This window comes from Bacillus sp. NTK074B (assembly GCF_017303375.1).
Classification (GTDB): domain Bacteria; phylum Bacillota; class Bacilli; order Bacillales; family Bacillaceae_B; genus Rossellomorea.
Map to the genome: position 1 here is coordinate 181,541 of NZ_JAFKOH010000002.1, position 16,649 is coordinate 198,189.

Below are 16,649 nucleotides of genomic sequence, written 5' to 3' on the forward strand. Positions count from 1 at the left end.
GAAAACGTTTACATTTCTCCTTAATTACATTAAAGAAAAAGTGCCAAATCCCTTCTTTTATTCTAAACGTTCTTATTCAGTTACCATAATGTTATTATAGTTAATCTTCTGTGAGTTGTACTCGTTTATCCTGGTATTCGAATTGGGTAGAAGGATCTTAGGAGGTGGGCGCATGTCCTTCAATTACGAAATAGATTATGATTCCATAGACTTTCGGGAACATCCCGGTAAATACCGTGTCGGGCGTGGGGAACAGGGTGTTTTGCTTGTTGAGCCATACAAAAGCGAGATCCTGCCAGAGTGGCGTTTTAAAACACCTGATATAGCAGAAGAATCTTCAGATACCATCTATCACATGTATCTCCAATATAAAAAGGAAAATGATTTTGTGGGCATGGATATGGCAAGGAAATTCCTTCAGATGGGCTACACGAGGGCTAGAAGGTACGCCAATTATCCTGGGGGAAAGAAGTACAATGACGCTGGGGATATCAACGATCGAAAGATAGATGAACAAAAAGCTGAATCAGCCGCCATTTTTGAAACAAAATGGAAGCTGGTCAGAGAGGATAAAGACTACTTGAAGTTAAAAAAGGAACACCAGCGTAAATATGGATGAGGACCATTTAAAAAGGGGATGAAACACTTCATGTTCCATCCCCTTATTCATTCATTACATGATTCGTTTGAACATTTTTTCCATTTCGTAAGTCGAATAGTGAATAATGATTGGCCGGCCGTGTGGACAGGTGAAAGGATCGCTTGTCACCCTCAATTCATCCAATAAAGCCTGCATGTCCTCATTTCGCAGATGATGATTTGCTTTAATGGAACCTTTACAACTCATCATGATGGCTGCTTCTTCCCGCAGTTTTTTAATATCGACCCTGTTCATTTTTATGATTTGCTCAATCATATCTTCGATGGTTTGCTGCTCCTCCCCTTTAGGGAACCACTGTGGATGAGCACGTACGATATAGCTGTTGTATCCGAAATCTTCAAGAAACACCCCCACTTCTTCAAGGAGCGAGCGGTGTTCATTGATCTTTATAAACTCATCTGAAGAAAATTCAAGCGTGAGGGGGACAAGGAGTTCCTGAAGCTCTTTGGCCACTTCCCCTACCCTCTCTTTATAGAACTCATACTTGATCCGTTCCTGAGCTGCGTGCTGATCAATGATATATAGCCCCCGATCATTTTGAGCAAAAATATAGGTGCCATGCATTTGGCCAACAAGATAAAGTGCAGGGACCCTCGGTGTTTCCTTATCTTCCTCATTGGTTTGAATCTCTTGTACCAGGGTTTCTTCAAGGGTCTCATCCAGGAAAGGTTCTTGATTTGACACGTGACTTGTTGGTTCACTCACATCATTGGCAGCAGATTGCCGCTTATCCAGCTCAACCAATTCTTCATTAGGGAGCAATCTCTCCCGAACGTAGCCTCCGTTGCTTTGCCTGGCTTCTTGTCGTTTTGTGTAATGCTCAAGGTTCATAAATGTCTGCTCGGATTTTGGCTGGGCTGCTTTCGGGGTGATGGATCCGGAAGGGATCAATTCCTTCCCTCTAAACAACATTTTTATGCCTTCTGTCACTAATGAATTGAGCTCAGCTTCCTTACTGATGCGAACCTCCATCTTAGAAGGATGCACATTCACATCCACCAGTATCGGATCCATCTCTATACTGAGCAGTACGATAGGATGACGACCTATGGGGAGAAGTGTATGATAACCCTCCCCAATCGCTTTCGCCAGTGCATAGTTCTTTATGAACCTGCCGTTGATCATCGTAGAAATGTAATTCCTGGATGCACGGGTAACTTCAGGGAGGGATATATATCCTTTTACTTTAAAATCAAGGGACTCCACTTCGATCGGCAGCATTTTCTTTGCTATCCCCACTCCATAAATAGCGGCCAAAACCTGCAGGACATCGCCATTTCCATTTGTATGCAATAGGGATTTACCGTTATGAAGAAGTTTGATTGAAACGTTAGGATGAGCAAGGGCAATCCGGTTGACAACATCCGTAATGTTCCCGAGTTCGGTATGAATGGTCTTCATGTATTTCAACCGGGCCGGTGTATTGAAAAACAGTTGTGAAACTGTGATATCTGTCCCTTTTCTCGAAGACGTGCTTTCAATTGCGTTTACCTTTCCACCTTCAAGTTCAATGCTCGTACCCGGTCCATCACCCGTACTCGTCTTTAAAGAAAAGTGGGAAACGGAAGCGATACTCGGCAGGGCCTCCCCTCTGAATCCTAACGTACGTATGCGGAATAAGTCATTCTCATCTTTGATTTTACTCGTTGCATGTCTCTTAAAGGCTGTCGTGACATCTTCCTTTTCGATTCCGTCCCCATTATCTATGATCCGTATGGACTGTAAGCCTGCTTCCTCGATGTGAATTTCAATGACGTTTCCACCTGCATCGATACTGTTTTCAAGGAGTTCCTTCACGACGGATGCCGGTCGTTCCACCACTTCACCTGCAGCTATTTTGTTAGAAAGCGAATCATCAAGCTGAAATATTTTTACCACAGTTTCACCTTCTTAGTGTTTTAACTTTTTTTGGATTCCATAGAGAGTGTTCATGGCGTCTAACGGCGTCATTTCCATGATATCCAGCTTCTTAAGGTCATCTAAACATTTCTTTTCCTTAGAAGTGAACTTTTCCTTCTTATCCGATTTTTCTGTTCCAAAGAAAGATAGCTGGGCCAAATCTTCTTCACTTTTGACCGGCATCTCTGAAATTTCTTCCTTGGAAGCAGCCACTTCACTGGAAGATGTTAGGTCTTCTTTCCGTTCAAGATCAAGAAGAATTTCATTCGCTCTCCGAATTAAGACTTCCGGCAATTCGGCAAGCTCTGCCACATGTATTCCGTAACTCTTATCTGCCGCACCCTCTTTAATTTTGTGAAGGAAGACAAGCTTACCATTTTGCTCCATAGCACTTACATGAACGTTTTTCACTTTTGGCAGCTCTTCTTCAAGCACCGTCAGTTCATGGTAGTGAGTAGAGAACAACGTTTTCGCCCCGATATGTTCATGAATATATTCAATGATTGCTTGTGCCAGTGCCATCCCGTCATAAGTTGAAGTTCCACGTCCGATTTCATCAAAAAGAATCAGACTTTGTTGAGTGGCGTGAATGAGCGCATTCTTCGCTTCAAGCATTTCTACCATGAATGTACTTTGCCCGGAGATCAAGTCATCTGCAGCCCCGATTCGGGTGAACACTTGATCGAATATAGGTAAATTTGCCTCACTGGCAGGTACATAACAGCCGATTTGAGCGAGGATGCTCGTCAAGGCTACCTGTCTCATATAGGTGCTCTTACCTGACATATTCGGTCCTGTTATGAGAAACACTTCCCTCTCTTGGTCCATGAAGCAATCATTCGGGACATATTCCTGTGCTCCCATCACTTTTTCCACCACCGGATGCCGTCCCTCTTTTAGTAGTATCCTTCTTTCTTCATTGAACACAGGACGAGTGTAATGACGCTTCTCGCTTACTGTTGCAAAGCACTGCAGGACGTCCAACTCACTGACGAGTTTCGCGAGCTTTTGCAATCTCGGGATAAATTCCTTTACTTTTTCACGAATACCCAGAAACAATTCGTATTCCAAGTCCACGCTCTTTTCATCCGCTTGTAGGATAAGCGATTCTTTCTCTTTTAATTCTGGTGTGATAAAACGTTCAGCATTCGTTAACGTTTGTTTCCGTTCGTAGCGACCTTCTTCAAGGTGTTGAAGGTTCGCCCTAGTCACTTCAATATAGTAACCAAATACCCGATTAAACCCTACCTTCAGAGACCTGATTCCGGTGCGTTCCCTTTCATCCCGTTCAAGCTGAGCTATCCAGGACTTCCCATTTTTACTTGCATCTCGATATTGATCCAGTTCATCGTGATATCCGTCCTGAATCAAGCTTCCCTCTTTAATCGATAAGGGAGGGTTTTCTACTAATGCCTTTTCCAGAAGGTCTGTCAACTCTTCACAAGGATCCAATCTATCGACAAGCTCATCGGTTGCTTCATTTCCCAAAGACTCTACAAGTTGCTTTAACAGGGGTATTTGCTGTAAAGATTTTTTCAACTGGATCAAATCACGTGCATTTACATTACCGAAGGCAACCCGTCCCGCAAGCCTCTCCAGATCGTACACCTCTTTTAAACGTTCTCTCAAATCCTGTCTTTCGAAAAAACGTTCCAATAATACTTCCACTACGGTCTGACGCTTTTCAATTTCCTGTTTGTGGATAAGTGGGCGATCGATCCATTGCTTTAAAAGTCGACCTCCCATGGCCGTCATGGTTTCATCCAAAAGCCATAACAGAGATCCTTTTTTTCCTTTGGACCGGATGGTCTCCGTCAGCTCCAGGTTTCGCTTTGAATAGTAATCCATTTTCATAAAGTGATGAAGCTGATACGGCTCCACGATTTGCAAGTGATCCAAGCTCCTCTTCTGGGTACGGAAGAGATACTGAAATAGCAGGGACGAAGCTTTAATGAACTTCTCTTGATGCAAAGGATCAACGAGATGGACAAAAGCATACCCGGGGCTTGAATCCTTCTCGTATGATAAGGTAATTTCATTTCTTTCTTTAATCTTTCCTTGTACTTCTTCTGAAAGATCCGGGTGGATGACGACTTCTTTCCCTCCGATTGTTGATAATTCATTCAACAGAGCCTGAAGGCCATCCGACACGACGGTCACCTTGGTTTCACCCGTCGTTAAATCGCTATAGGCGAGTCCATAAGTGTGATCTCCAAAATCGGTTACTGAAGCAATATAGTTGTTTTCTTTATCATTCAACCCTTTACCATCCATAACCGTCCCTGGTGTAATGAGCTGAACCACTTCTCTCCGGACGACCCCTTTGGCATGTTTTGGATCTTCTGTCTGTTCGCATATGGCTACTTTAAATCCTTTATGAATGAGTTGCTCTATGTAATTAGGAGCAGAATGATACGGTACACCGCACATGGGAATTCGTTCCTTTCCTCCCCCATCACGGCTTGTCAGTGTTATTTCAAGTTCCTGCGAAGCTCTAACGGCATCGTCAAAAAACATCTCATAAAAATCACCTAAACGAAAAAATAAAAAGGCATCCTGGTATTCTGCCTTTACTTGTAAATATTGTTTTATCATTGGTGTGTATTGTGTCATGGTTCATCCAAACCTTTCCAAGTAAATCTGCTTTTCTCGACTATTCATTATATCATACGGATAAGGGTGGAAGCATGTAGTAGATTGAGGAAGCGCAGGGGATAACACAAATTCAAAAAAAATTCGCTTCCTACCATCAGGAGCGAACTTTCATCGTGCTATTCTGCTTGCTTAGCAATACTTGACTCATCTTGTAAACAATTGGACTTTGCTTTCCGCTTATACAAAAACTTATATAGTAAGTATCCGGTGATGACTACTGCCCCACCGATCAGAAGATAGGTTTGGACATGGCTCATCATGGATTGAACGGATTTCAAATTCCCATTTTTCCCGACAATTAACATTGTGACGGTAATCGGGAATATTCCTATGAAGGTTAATCCCCCGAATTTCCACTTATTTACTTTACTGATCCCTGCAACATACGAAATATAATTACCGATTCCCAAAGGCCTCGTTATGGCAATGCTCCATAAACCGCATTTACGGAACCATTTCTGACCCTTTTCGATTTTCTTTGAGCTCGTTTTCTCTTTTATCTTATCCTTTAACGTAAATCCGATGCCATATGGGATGTAACTAAAAACGGTATAGACTATACTGCTTGTGATTGACAATATAATTAGCTTTATCCAGGAAGGATCCAGTACATACCCATAAGTGAGAGTGACAAGGGCACCTGGAAAAGGCAGTGAAGATGCTTCAATGGCATTACCGGCGAATAGCCCCCACATTCCTAACTCCTTTATTAAATTCATGACCAACTCCAACATCTGCTCTTTCCCTCCACGATTCATTTATATACCCTTTTCCCTGTTTTGCCCTTTAAAAACGCAAATGAAGGATAAGATTTTTCATCCACTGGAGGGAAATATTGTTAGCTGAAGATTCCATCACTTTAACTCCCTGACAAATGTTTGCCCATCTATTCTCCACTGATCCTCCAATGTATCTTTGCGAAAATAAAACTGAATGTTTTTTTCCTCTTGGGCCTGATTGGAACGGATCCATTTCACCCTGAACTGGTATTTCATGGCCACCAGGACAGGCAAATCCTCTACGGGTAAAATCGACCTTTGTGTAACCTCAACGTGCTTCACAGATTCAAGGGTCTCTTTTATTGAACGTTTGTTTCCCGTCATTATGTGTGAAAGCAGCCCCACATCCTGTTGGTTAATAGCAATCTCCATTACACTGATCAATTCATAGGGATCTAAACGGTACAAGTACCTGTCCAGTTCCCCCCCTGCTTTCAATATCATAATCTTATGTGCTAAATCTGGAGTGGGTGTCTTATGTGTCGTACTTCCATAAAAATGGACACAGAAATGTCCTGGAAAATTATTTTGGAGGGCTCCGGCACCATGAGGCATTCCATTCATGGATGCAGATATGAGCTGGTCATTCACCAATACAAGTATCGCACGACGATCCCAGCTCCACCTTCCACCATAGATTTCTTTCATTATTTGCGTATCTTCCTCTGTAACGGGCTGCACATCGGCATGTTTGCTTCCTGCTCGTCTTTGGACTTCAAAAGATAGGCCTGTCTCTACATCAATAATTGTAAAATAGGATTTATTTGGAATGATTTCCTTTACTTGTCCCCAAGGAAGGATCTCCACTTGAAAACTTGGCATGGCTCCTGCCGGCTTTCCTCCTATGAAAAAGAGCAATGACGCGACAACGGCAAATCTCAACATATAAAGCATGTACGAAACCTCTTTTTCCTTTAGTTTTTGTCCGTCAATCACCGCTTCATTCACTCAATTTTTGGCAAATTAACAGGAACATGAAATGGACCGAGTTAACGGATACTACCAACGAAAGGAAGGGTTCACATGCTATTGTTTAAATTGGCTGCGATGGGAATATTAGTGTTTCCGGCGATGGAACACCATGATCAATTACATATCAAAATTCCGAATCAAACATATATTTCGGTTGATCGACAAGAATTGGATGTAAAGTTGTTGGATGAACCATTAATGAATGAAAAACACTTTGAGGAGGTTGTTTCCCACTTGCAGAATTTGGTCTATCTTCCTCCTCAAAATGCCTATATAAACGTACACGGAAGGATAGTATCGGAAGCGGCAGGATATAAGCTTAATGATAGGAAATTTCGTGAACTGGTGGATGATTTCCTTTTCTCAAAGGGATCAGCTAACGTCGAACCTCCCTTGATGACTCTGTATCCCAAGGTGGATAGTGAGATTCTCGCGCATATCCGAACACAAAAAATCGGACAATATGTTACGTACTTCAATCCTCATAATGTGGAGCGGACACAAAATATAACCCTTGCAACCGGAAAAATCAACAATACGGTTGTGTTTCCCGGGGAAGTGTTCTCGTTTAACGGAGTAGTGGGAAAAAGGACGAAAGAAAAGGGATATAAAAAAGCTCCTGTTATTGTAAAAGGGGAACTCTCTGAAGACATTGGAGGAGGTATCTGCCAGGTATCATCTACATTATATAATGCTGTGGATCAAGCGGGCGTAGCCATATTGGAACGTTACCATCATTCCAAACGAGTTCCATACGTACCAAAAGGCAGGGACGCTACTGTTAGCTGGTACGGTCCGGACTTTACCTTTAAGAATGCATACAATCAGCCGCTTCTTATTCAGGCAAAAATTACAGGGGGACAGGTGATCATCACCGTCCATTCATCGGATCTCATCAATGTAAAAAAAAGAAGGATTCCAAGTGCCTCCCAGAAATCACCTCAAGAAAAACAAGTCGATCACTCACTTCAAGATTAAACGGCACCTCGGTACTCTAGGAGGTGCGTTCAGTACTAATGAATTCCAAAAATTCAATCCGGTTTCCGAAGGGATCAGATACAAAAATACGGTTTCTTCCCTTAATTGGCGTATCTTCCTTTATCTCAATTTCATTCTTCTTTAAATTTTCCTTCAAAGTATCTAAATCATCCACAAGTAGCCCCGGGTGCGCTTTTGATGCAGGTACAAAATCTTTTTGTACCCCGATATGAATTTCCTGTGGTCCGAGCTGGAACCAACAGCCCCCCCTGCCTCGAAGATTTTCCGGTTTAGGGATTTCTTCCAACCCAAGTACATTTCCATAAAACATGCGGGCCTTCTCTTCACAATCTTTCGGTGCTGCAATCTGGATATGGTCGATCCCTTTAAATACAATACTCATGGTTCAGTGAATCTCCTTCCTCAATCATAGTCCCTTCCATTTTACCATAATATTCAATATTTACAGCATCATAAAAGACACCTGCATGTGCAGATGCCTTCATTTTGATTATGACAGTTGTCGAATTCCTCCTATGACAGTGGACACTAATCGATCTAGATCTTCTTCTTCGATATTCAGTGGGGGTGATAGTGTCAGGACATTATTGAACCCTGCGACAGTGGCACCATTTTTCCCGATGATGACGCCTTGCTGTTTACAATATAGAATGACCGTATTGACTTTATCAAGGTCTAACGGTTCCTTGGTATCCTTAGTAGTCACCATCTCAATCCCGATCAATAATCCCTTTCCTCTTACATTCCCTACATACGGGTGATCTTGCAGATGATTTTTTAACGTATTTAATGCTTTTTCCCCCAAATTCGCCGACCGTTCAAAAAGTCTTTCCTTTTCCATGATTTCAATGTTTTTCAGAGCAAGGGCACAGGCCGCAGGATTCCCTCCAAATGTGTTGATGTGGCGAAAATAATCATATTCCTCAGAACCCTTAAATTCTTCATAGATTTCCCGCTTCACTGCAGTAGCGGAAAGAGGTAGATATGCACTGGTAATCCCTTTTGCCATCGTAATGATATCCGGTTTGACATCATAGTTCATAAATCCAAACGCTTTTCCCGTCCTTCCAAAGCCACAAATGACTTCATCCACTATTAGAAGGGCACCATGCTTCTCACAAACTTCCTTGGCTGCCTTCATATAGCCCTCCTGAGGCATGAGGATTCCCCCGCCGGTGATGATGGGTTCCATAATCAGGGCAGCCACTGTTTCACTCAATTCCCATGTCATGGCCTGGTCAATGGCCTTTACTCCAGGCAGGTCCCGGGGATCCCCCCCTGTCACTTCATCACGATAGGCGTCCGGAGGGGCAACATGGTGAAATCCCGGAGCCAACGGTTCATACTTATATTTACGCTGAGCCTGGCCTGTTGCGGCTAATGCTCCCATAGAATTCCCGTGATAGCCTCTATATCTGGAGAAAATCTTATATCTTCCGTGATCCCCTCTTTGTTGATGGTACTGACGGGCGATTTTAAAGGCGGTTTCATTGGCTTCTGATCCACTGTTAGAGAAGAAAATCACATAGTCATCACCCAGTAACTGATTTAATTTCTCTGCAAGTTCAATGGCTGGACGATGGCTTTGTGTAAGAGGAAAGTAAGCCATTTCCTTTAACTGCTCGTAAGCGGCCTCTGCTAATTCCTGCCGCCCATATCCAACGTTTACACACCATAATCCCGCCATTCCATCAAGGTACTTCTGTCCATCCTGATCTGTAATCCACGATCCCCTGGATTCAGTCACAACCATCGTTCCCTGTGGATTATATGGTTTCATGGAATGCCAGATGAGCTTTTCATCCCGCTTTAACCAAACATCTTGAGATTGACCTGCTTTTACCATGAAGGTTCCCCCTAACCCTTTTTAAAAATCGAACCGGGAAGTGATCATTTTCTTCCTAGTATAGAAATTTACTCCGTCTTTACCGTTTACATGCATATCTCCATAGAAAGAATCCTTCCACCCCGAAAACGGGAAGAATGCCATTGTAGCAGGTACCCCCACATTGATACCAAGCATCCCTGCGTCTGCTTCCTCCCTGAACTGACGTATGGCACCTGCGTCTTTCGTATATATCGTTGCACCATTTCCATACCTTGACTGACGGATGTATTCCAGCCCCTGATCTAAATCATCTGCCCTCAATAAACTGAGGATCGGGGCAAACATTTCTTCCTTTGCAATCGTCATTTCCGGTGTCACATGGTCGAAGATCGTTGCACCTAAGAAATTCCCCTCCTTGAAATCCTCCATTTCTTTTCGGCCGTCTCTTATAAGGGACGCCCCTTCATTTATCCCTTTATCAATATATCCAAGGGTTTTTTCACGATTTTCTTTTCGAATGACCGGAGTAAGCAATACTTCCTCATCCATTCCATTTCCAATGCATAATTCATCTGCTTTTTTACTCAAAGCCTGCACGAACTTTTCATTGTCCCCTACCACGACAACCGCACTGCATGCCATGCACCTCTGACCTGCACTTCCGAATGCTGAGCTGATGATATGCTCTGCGGCTTTATTCAAATCCGCATCGGGCATGACAATGTGATGATTCTTTGCTCCGGAAAGTGCCTGCACCCTCTTCCCTTGTGAAGCGGCTTGTTGGTATACGTACTTCGCTACAGGCTGCGATCCCACAAAGGATATAGCAGCGATGTCCTTATTCTCCAGTAAGCCATTGACAACATCATGGGCCCCATGCACAACATTTAAGACCCCATCCGGCATACCCGCCTCTGTCAATAATTCTGCCAGCCTGTTGGCGAGAATCGGAGTTCTTTCAGACGGCTTCAACACGAAGGTATTTCCACATGCAATGGCAAGTGGGAACATCCATAATGGGACCATCATAGGGAAGTTGAACGGGGTAATCCCCCCTACAACTCCCAGGGGATAACGAAACATTTCCGAGTCAATATCTTCCGCAATCCCGCTGAGCGTCTCACCCATCATTAAAGTAGGTGCTCCGCAAGCAAATTCCACACATTCCAACCCACGCTGTACTTCTCCATAAGCTTCTTTGAAGGCTTTCCCATTTTCTTGTACCACAAGTTTAGCCAACTCATCGTGATGATCTGAAAGCAGGGCGTGATATTTATAAAGAATGCGGGCTCGTTTTGGCACAGGTGTCTTCTTCCAAGTTCGTGAAGCATCCTTGGCGGCTTTCACTGCCATCGCTACATCTTCTTTCGTTGAGATTGGCACTCTGGCAATCTCTTCATTCGTGGCAGGGTTCAGGACCTCCAATGTTTGTGAGCTGAGGGAATCCACCCATTTACCGCCAATATAATTCTTTAATACAGCTACATCCTTTTTTATTACAGTCATATTCAGTTCCTCCTTTATACTCTTTGTAATAAATGTCTTCAAAGAATTGCAGAACTTTCTGTATGCTCGATACTTTCATTATGAAAGAAATTGGCAGGGCTTTCATTAGACATTGTGTAAAATAACCATGCCCTTTCATAGGACACTTTCACTCTTTATTCAATTGAAACTCTACCGATCCACTGAATTTATCTTCATTTTTCCCGTAAAGCTATGTGGCTGCAAGTACTCATGAGCAGCAAGCAGAAATTCAATTGTCACCCGTTTATCCGAAGACATGAAATCCCCGCCAAGGAGATCTTCTATTTTCTTAAGTCGATGGTAAAGCGTTTGTCTTACAATAAATAACCTTTTTGAGGTTTCTTGTTTGGACCCCTGACATGACAGGAAAACTTTAAGGGTCTTCATTAAATTCCCATCATTCTCCCGGTCATAATGGAGTAAGGGGGCAAGGTACTCCTCTATCATTTCCCATAGATTCACATTCTCATTTACGATTGATATCAACCTGTACAAATGAAGGTCATCAAAGAAATAAAAATGTTCCCTTCCAGCCATTTTCGAACGGAACTTAAGTGTCTCTTTAGCCGTTTCATAACTTTTATGAATATCCATCAATTCCAATTGATATTTACCAGTAGCAAATACTGCATCGGAAGAAGATGTAAAGAAACCTGCTTTAAGAATCTTTTCATACGCATTGGTCAATCTGGACTTCCAATCGCCGGATCTCCGGGTATCTAAGAGTATAAAGATTAAATCTTTCCCCATTCTTTCAGGTACGACTTGGAAGCCGAATTGTTCAAAAATACTTTTTGTCACCAGATTGAAAAAGGTTAAATCTAATGTCTCTTTCTCTTCCAAGCTACGAGTCTGAAAGACACATACAACTCCACCATGAACGGCACCTTTCTGCTCATCCATAAACGCGGCAAGTCTCTCATATGATTGATCCCCTTTTAACCATGACATGATCCATTTCGATTCTTCCAGTCGTTTTTGTTCATGAAAATACAATTCCCTCATTAGGTATTGAGCGAGTGCCGTTGACGTCCGGTCCAAGACTAACAGCTCATATTCACTAAAAGGATGATTGAACCTGTACATGAAAAGCTCGGCATATTCCTGGTCAAAAAGGATCACCTTCGTCGAAGCAAAGTGATGATCATGTGCCTTTTTGTGCCTATAGTATTTCTGAAGGAGGATCTCTTCTTCAGATGAACACATATGTGGGTGAACCTCTACATCTTGCTCTTTCAACTGAAAAAGGACAGCCACATCCAACTCTTTATGTAACACTTGAAGAATATCTCTACAATGATTGATAGAAAGCAGCATTTTGTTCAACCTTTGAGCATATGAATCAAGTTTCTTAATCATCTCATATTGCTGATTGATCATGACTGCATGTATATCCTGCGTGATACTGACAAAAGGGACTTCTCTTTCAAAAACAATGATGGGGAAATTGAATGCGTCGGCACATTTCAATACAGATGATGGAATGGTTGAGATATTCGTATCCAGCTCGATACAAATCGCAGCTGCCTCACACTCTACCAGCTGATGTATAAGAGAGAGGAAATTCCCTTCTTCCTGGAGGGCAAGCCCTGTTGAAAGGATCAACTCATTTCCGTTAAGCAGGTTCTTTATCGAAGTGACTTCCACTACATGGACCCATTTGACTTGTCTAGAGAGGCCCTTTTGTCCAGCAATCACTTTGGCATGTTCAAAGTTTTTTCTTCCCAGAATATCTTCCACTGAAAAATAGTAATGACTCTTCATCCTCTTCTCCTTTCTCAGTAAATGGAGAAAAAGGATTGGCAGAACCAATCCTTCACTTTTCTTCAATATGGGGGATTGCAAACTGTATCTCTTCACTCCACCATTTCACTAAATCTTCTTCAGTCAGGTGTTCTGAAGACAAGACGGTTAACAGCCAGTGTATGAATTCATCCGTCGTCTGCATATTTTGAGTGCGCGGTGACCATTCATTACCAGAATCTAAAAGTAAGTCACTCATCAAAGGCCCCCTTTTATTCTTATTGTGCATGAAATAAGAGACTTGAAAAATACTTCCGTGCATTGGCCGTTTTCACATGCAAAGTGGCACTTCGATTGTTTTGAGTATGCTTAAACACGACGAACGCACCACTGAGATTTTCAGTGACTTTCTCAATTTTGAATCCTTTTTGCAAAAGAAAATCAATCTTATCCCTTTCACTTAAGAACTCTTGATAATCAGACATCCCGACACCCTTTCATTATCATTTATGGAGGTTGTATTTCTAATTAGAAAAACTTGTGCCAGTCGGGGATTTTTCGATGACGGGTTCATGCTCCTCTTCAATGACCCAATCCCGGCCTACAGACAGTCCCAGATATTTCTCATCACTCGGATCTGAAAGCTCTGCCTGCTCATACTTTTTGAACCACCAGAATTTCGCTAATACGTAATAACAGAGGGCACCGACACCAAATCCCACTAAAAACGAAAAATTGGGGACGAAATAGGAAGCAACCGCTCCAAGTATCCATGCAATAAACCCTGCAAGGTTGACTCCATTCATATAGCTGAACTGTCCTCTATCTTCGTATAAATCAGGCACATTGACCCTTCGTTTTCGAATAAAGTAGTAATCTGATATTAAAATTCCGACAATCGCAGATAAAATCCCCCCTACAAACAATAGTACCGGGATGATTACACCGAACAAATTCCATGGCTGTACGATCGTCCCTATAATACCGGCAGTTAAGACACCTGCCCAGAAAGGGAATTTCGGACCTCCTACATTGGAAAAGATAGTGGCTGCAGGAACAATATTCGCAGCAATATTCGTGGACCACTGTGCCAGGACGATCATAAGCAGGAGTATCCCTAAAACAAACCCGCCTGCTGCTTCCTGGAGGGCAACCACCGGATCATAATTTAAAACGGCGATATAAGAAATCCCACCTATCAATACCATAAATGCTTGAGTGATCGGAAGGGCTACAAGGTTACCAATCAATGAACTCCGATTTCTCTTAAACCAGTTCCGCTCATTACTTGGAGCTTTCATAAAGCGGGATATGGAAGGGATATCAGCTGAAAGTGTTGCCCAAAATCCCATATTACTAAAGATCACAACCAGAAATGCCGTAATAGTGGCTGCCCCCGTTACCGGACTCTCCACCCAGCTCCAAATATCTCTTCCCTGACTGGCAGCAGACTCAGATAAAGATGAATACATCCAAACCGAAATCAAAATGATGACTGGAGCCGCAAGGTCTGCAAAACGTTCTACCGCTTTAATTCCAAGGGCCGTGTTCACTAATTGAAGAACTGCAAAGATCAGGAAACAGACAAACCAATTATCAAAACCAGATAAAATATTAAGAATTCCATTCATCGCTGTCGCTCCGAAATAGGTGTTTATTCCAAACCACATAGAAGCCGCGAGTCCCCGAACAATAGAAGGGATATGGGTTCCTATCGTTCCGAATGGTGCCCTCATGTATACGGGGAATGATACTCCGTGCTCGATCCCAATATCACCGGTTAAGGTAATAAAGAAACCGATGGCAAGAGAACCGATGATCGTGGCAAGAACGACGAGTGGTAAAGGCAAAGATACGACCCCTGCCCCACCGATGGCGAAGGTGGCAAGTACGACAACCATCCCTACCCACATAAATGAATAACCAAGCTTCGTAATTTTTCTTTCACTTTCTTTAATAGGTAATAGATCAGGAGACTTTAGATAATTACTTTTCAACATGAACACCCCATTTTCGTTTGCTTCGAATGGCAAAACCAATCTTTGTTCAAGAGTGGCAAGCTGATGGAGGAATTGGCCATCCCTCCAATCAGCTCACAGGAGTAGTTCTACATGTAAGGTGGATGATTTAAGGAAAGTATGATCAGGACTTGGAGGATTGCAGTGCCTCACTCTCTTCATTTGAAAGAAGCTTACCGTATTTCGCTCTCTTCACGTAGTTTCCAGAACCCATTTTCCCTACGAACTGTTTATCTTTGATGACATAATTACCTCTTGATAAAACAGAAATCGGTTCTCCCTTCACCTTCATGCCTTCAAATGGGTTATAATCAGCGGCCATATGATGGGTCTCTGCAGAAATGACTCTTTCGGCATCTGGATCAAAGATGACAATATCGGCATCAGAACCTACGGCAACTGTCCCCTTCTGTGGATACAGACCAAATAACTTGGCGCTTCTTGTCGACATGATATCAACAAACTGGTTCAAGCTTATACGCCCTGTCTCAACTCCCTCTGAGAATAATATGGATACACGGTCCTCAATAATCGGTCCGCCATTCGGAATTTTAGTGAAATCTTCTTTCCCAAGATCCTTCTGCCCTTGGAAATCAAATGAGCATTGATCAGAGCCCAATGTTTGAAGCTGACCGCTTTTCAAGGCATTCCACAGAACATCCTGGTGCCATTTCTCCCTTAGTGGAGGCGACCAAACGTATTTGGCCCCTTCAAAGTTCGGGCGCTCTAAATAGGTTTGATCAAGGACCAGATACTGCGGGCACGTTTCTCCCCATACATTCAATCCTTTGCTTCTTGCAGCTGCTATCTGCTCCACTGCTTCAGAGCAGGAGACATGAACCACATATAATTGGGAATCAGCAAGACCCGTTAATTTAGCTGCACGGCCTGTGGCTTCACCTTCCAATTCAGGAGGTCTGGTCAGTGCATGGTAGATGGGTTCGGTTTTGCCTTCTTGTAAAGCTTTTTCGGTTAAGTACTCAATGACATCGCCGTTTTCAGCATGTACCATGACGAGGGCCCCCAGTTCCCTTGCAGCAACCAATGTTCTGAATAGCGTCTCGTCGTCTGCCTGGAATACATGTTTATAAGCCATGAATACTTTGAAAGATGTGATTCCTTCTTGATCCATGACTTCCGGAAGTTGAGAGAGGACGTCTTGATTGATCTCCCCGATCATCAAATGGAAGCTATAATCGATGACAGCTTTATCTTTTGATTTGGCATGCCAAGTATCTATGGCATTTTGAAGTGGTTCTCCCTTATTCGTTAAACAAAAATCAATCAACGTGGTCGTCCCTCCGAATGCAGCCGCAATCGTCCCACTCTCAAAGTCATCCTTTGAAACCGTCCCTCCGAACGGCATCTCAAGATGGGTATGTGGATCAACCCCACCGGGGAAGATATATTTTCCGCTGGCATCAATCACTTCTGCCTTGTCTGTTTCAAATCCTTTGCCGATTGCTGCAATCTTTCCGTCCTGAATGAGGACATCAGCTTTATACGTATCTGTTGCTGTTACGATTGTTCCATTTTGAATGATTTTATCCATTTCAATACCTCCTGAT

General features: G+C 42.9%; 14 protein-coding genes. 2 read left to right on the forward strand and 12 right to left on the reverse strand.

Annotation, left to right across the window (positions count from 1 at the left end):
• The first annotated feature begins 172 nt into the window (after positions 1–172).
• The gene (locus JI667_RS04285; protein WP_206850855.1) at positions 173–619 is read left to right on the forward strand and encodes a DUF4385 domain-containing protein; all 447 of its coding nucleotides are present in this window, start codon (positions 173–175) and stop codon (positions 617–619) included.
• A gap of 54 nt (positions 620–673) precedes the next feature.
• On the opposite strand, the gene mutL is transcribed toward JI667_RS04285, so the two are convergent.
• The 4 genes from mutL to JI667_RS04305 all read right to left on the reverse strand — a co-directional run bounded on the left by mutL (position 674) and on the right by JI667_RS04305 (position 6,888).
• Positions 674–2,539 carry a DNA mismatch repair endonuclease MutL gene (gene mutL, locus JI667_RS04290; RefSeq protein ID WP_206850856.1) on the reverse strand — a complete coding sequence of 622 codons (1,866 nt, stop codon included), beginning with the start codon at positions 2,537–2,539 and terminating at the stop codon, positions 674–676.
• A gap of 12 nt (positions 2,540–2,551) precedes the next feature.
• Positions 2,552–5,173: a DNA mismatch repair protein MutS gene (mutS, locus tag JI667_RS04295; RefSeq protein ID WP_206850857.1), complete on the reverse strand. Its 2,622-nt coding sequence runs from the start codon at positions 5,171–5,173 to the stop codon at positions 2,552–2,554.
• Between the two features lie 158 nt (positions 5,174–5,331).
• Positions 5,332–5,934, reverse strand: a complete 603-nt coding sequence (locus JI667_RS04300; protein ID WP_244668197.1) for a DedA family protein — start codon at positions 5,932–5,934, stop codon at positions 5,332–5,334.
• Positions 5,935–6,069: 135 nt separating this feature from the next.
• Positions 6,070–6,888 (reverse strand): hypothetical protein, encoded by an 819-nt coding sequence (locus JI667_RS04305; protein ID WP_206850858.1) that lies wholly within the window; start codon positions 6,886–6,888, stop codon positions 6,070–6,072.
• 129 nt (positions 6,889–7,017) lie between these two features.
• Between JI667_RS04305 and JI667_RS04310 the strand changes: the two genes are divergently transcribed.
• Positions 7,018–7,944, forward strand: coding sequence for a VanW family protein (locus JI667_RS04310; protein WP_244668198.1), 927 nt, complete (start codon positions 7,018–7,020; stop codon positions 7,942–7,944).
• A 16-nt stretch (positions 7,945–7,960) separates the two neighbouring features.
• Here the strand turns inward: JI667_RS04310 and JI667_RS04315 are convergent, their stop codons facing one another.
• From JI667_RS04315 to hydA, 8 genes are all read right to left on the reverse strand, one after another.
• A complete protein-coding gene (locus tag JI667_RS04315; RefSeq protein ID WP_206850859.1) occupies positions 7,961–8,347 on the reverse strand; it encodes a VOC family protein in 387 nt (128 codons plus the stop codon).
• A 108-nt stretch (positions 8,348–8,455) separates the two neighbouring features.
• Positions 8,456–9,811 carry an aspartate aminotransferase family protein gene (locus JI667_RS04320; protein WP_206850860.1) on the reverse strand — a complete coding sequence of 452 codons (1,356 nt, stop codon included), beginning with the start codon at positions 9,809–9,811 and terminating at the stop codon, positions 8,456–8,458.
• Between the two features lie 21 nt (positions 9,812–9,832).
• Positions 9,833–11,299, reverse strand: coding sequence for a CoA-acylating methylmalonate-semialdehyde dehydrogenase (locus JI667_RS04325; protein ID WP_206850861.1), 1,467 nt, complete (start codon positions 11,297–11,299; stop codon positions 9,833–9,835).
• Positions 11,300–11,470: 171 nt separating this feature from the next.
• A complete protein-coding gene (locus tag JI667_RS04330; protein ID WP_206850862.1) occupies positions 11,471–13,084 on the reverse strand; it encodes a PucR family transcriptional regulator in 1,614 nt (537 codons plus the stop codon).
• Between the two features lie 52 nt (positions 13,085–13,136).
• A complete protein-coding gene (locus tag JI667_RS04335) occupies positions 13,137–13,322 on the reverse strand; it encodes a hypothetical protein (RefSeq protein ID WP_206850863.1) in 186 nt (61 codons plus the stop codon).
• A gap of 19 nt (positions 13,323–13,341) precedes the next feature.
• The gene (locus JI667_RS04340; RefSeq protein ID WP_206850864.1) at positions 13,342–13,548 is read right to left on the reverse strand and encodes a hypothetical protein; all 207 of its coding nucleotides are present in this window, start codon (positions 13,546–13,548) and stop codon (positions 13,342–13,344) included.
• A 39-nt stretch (positions 13,549–13,587) separates the two neighbouring features.
• Positions 13,588–15,060, reverse strand: coding sequence for an NCS1 family transporter (locus tag JI667_RS04345; RefSeq protein ID WP_206851159.1), 1,473 nt, complete (start codon positions 15,058–15,060; stop codon positions 13,588–13,590).
• Positions 15,061–15,205: 145 nt separating this feature from the next.
• Positions 15,206–16,633, reverse strand: coding sequence for a dihydropyrimidinase (gene hydA, locus JI667_RS04350; protein WP_206850865.1), 1,428 nt, complete (start codon positions 16,631–16,633; stop codon positions 15,206–15,208).
• Positions 16,634–16,649 lie beyond the last annotated feature (16 nt).

Excerpts from the sequence above, each read along its gene's own strand:
- JI667_RS04325 (WP_206850861.1), bottom strand. The coding sequence starts at position 11,299 with ATGACTGTAATAAAAAAGGATGTAGCTGTATTAAAGAATTATATTGGC.
- JI667_RS04305 (WP_206850858.1), bottom strand. The coding sequence starts at position 6,888 with ATGCTTTATATGTTGAGATTTGCCGTTGTCGCGTCATTGCTCTTTTTC.
- JI667_RS04300 (WP_244668197.1), bottom strand. The coding sequence starts at position 5,934 with ATGAATTTAATAAAGGAGTTAGGAATGTGGGGGCTATTCGCCGGTAAT.
- mutS (WP_206850857.1), bottom strand. The coding sequence starts at position 5,173 with ATGACACAATACACACCAATGATAAAACAATATTTACAAGTAAAGGCA.
- JI667_RS04310 (WP_244668198.1), top strand. The coding sequence starts at position 7,018 with ATGCTATTGTTTAAATTGGCTGCGATGGGAATATTAGTGTTTCCGGCG.
- hydA (WP_206850865.1), bottom strand. The coding sequence starts at position 16,633 with ATGGATAAAATCATTCAAAATGGAACAATCGTAACAGCAACAGATACG.
- JI667_RS04340 (WP_206850864.1), bottom strand. The coding sequence starts at position 13,548 with ATGTCTGATTATCAAGAGTTCTTAAGTGAAAGGGATAAGATTGATTTT.
- JI667_RS04285 (WP_206850855.1), top strand. The coding sequence starts at position 173 with ATGTCCTTCAATTACGAAATAGATTATGATTCCATAGACTTTCGGGAA.
- JI667_RS04330 (WP_206850862.1), bottom strand. The coding sequence starts at position 13,084 with ATGAAGAGTCATTACTATTTTTCAGTGGAAGATATTCTGGGAAGAAAA.
- JI667_RS04320 (WP_206850860.1), bottom strand. The coding sequence starts at position 9,811 with ATGGTAAAAGCAGGTCAATCTCAAGATGTTTGGTTAAAGCGGGATGAA.
- JI667_RS04335 (WP_206850863.1), bottom strand. The coding sequence starts at position 13,322 with ATGAGTGACTTACTTTTAGATTCTGGTAATGAATGGTCACCGCGCACT.
- JI667_RS04315 (WP_206850859.1), bottom strand. The coding sequence starts at position 8,347 with ATGAGTATTGTATTTAAAGGGATCGACCATATCCAGATTGCAGCACCG.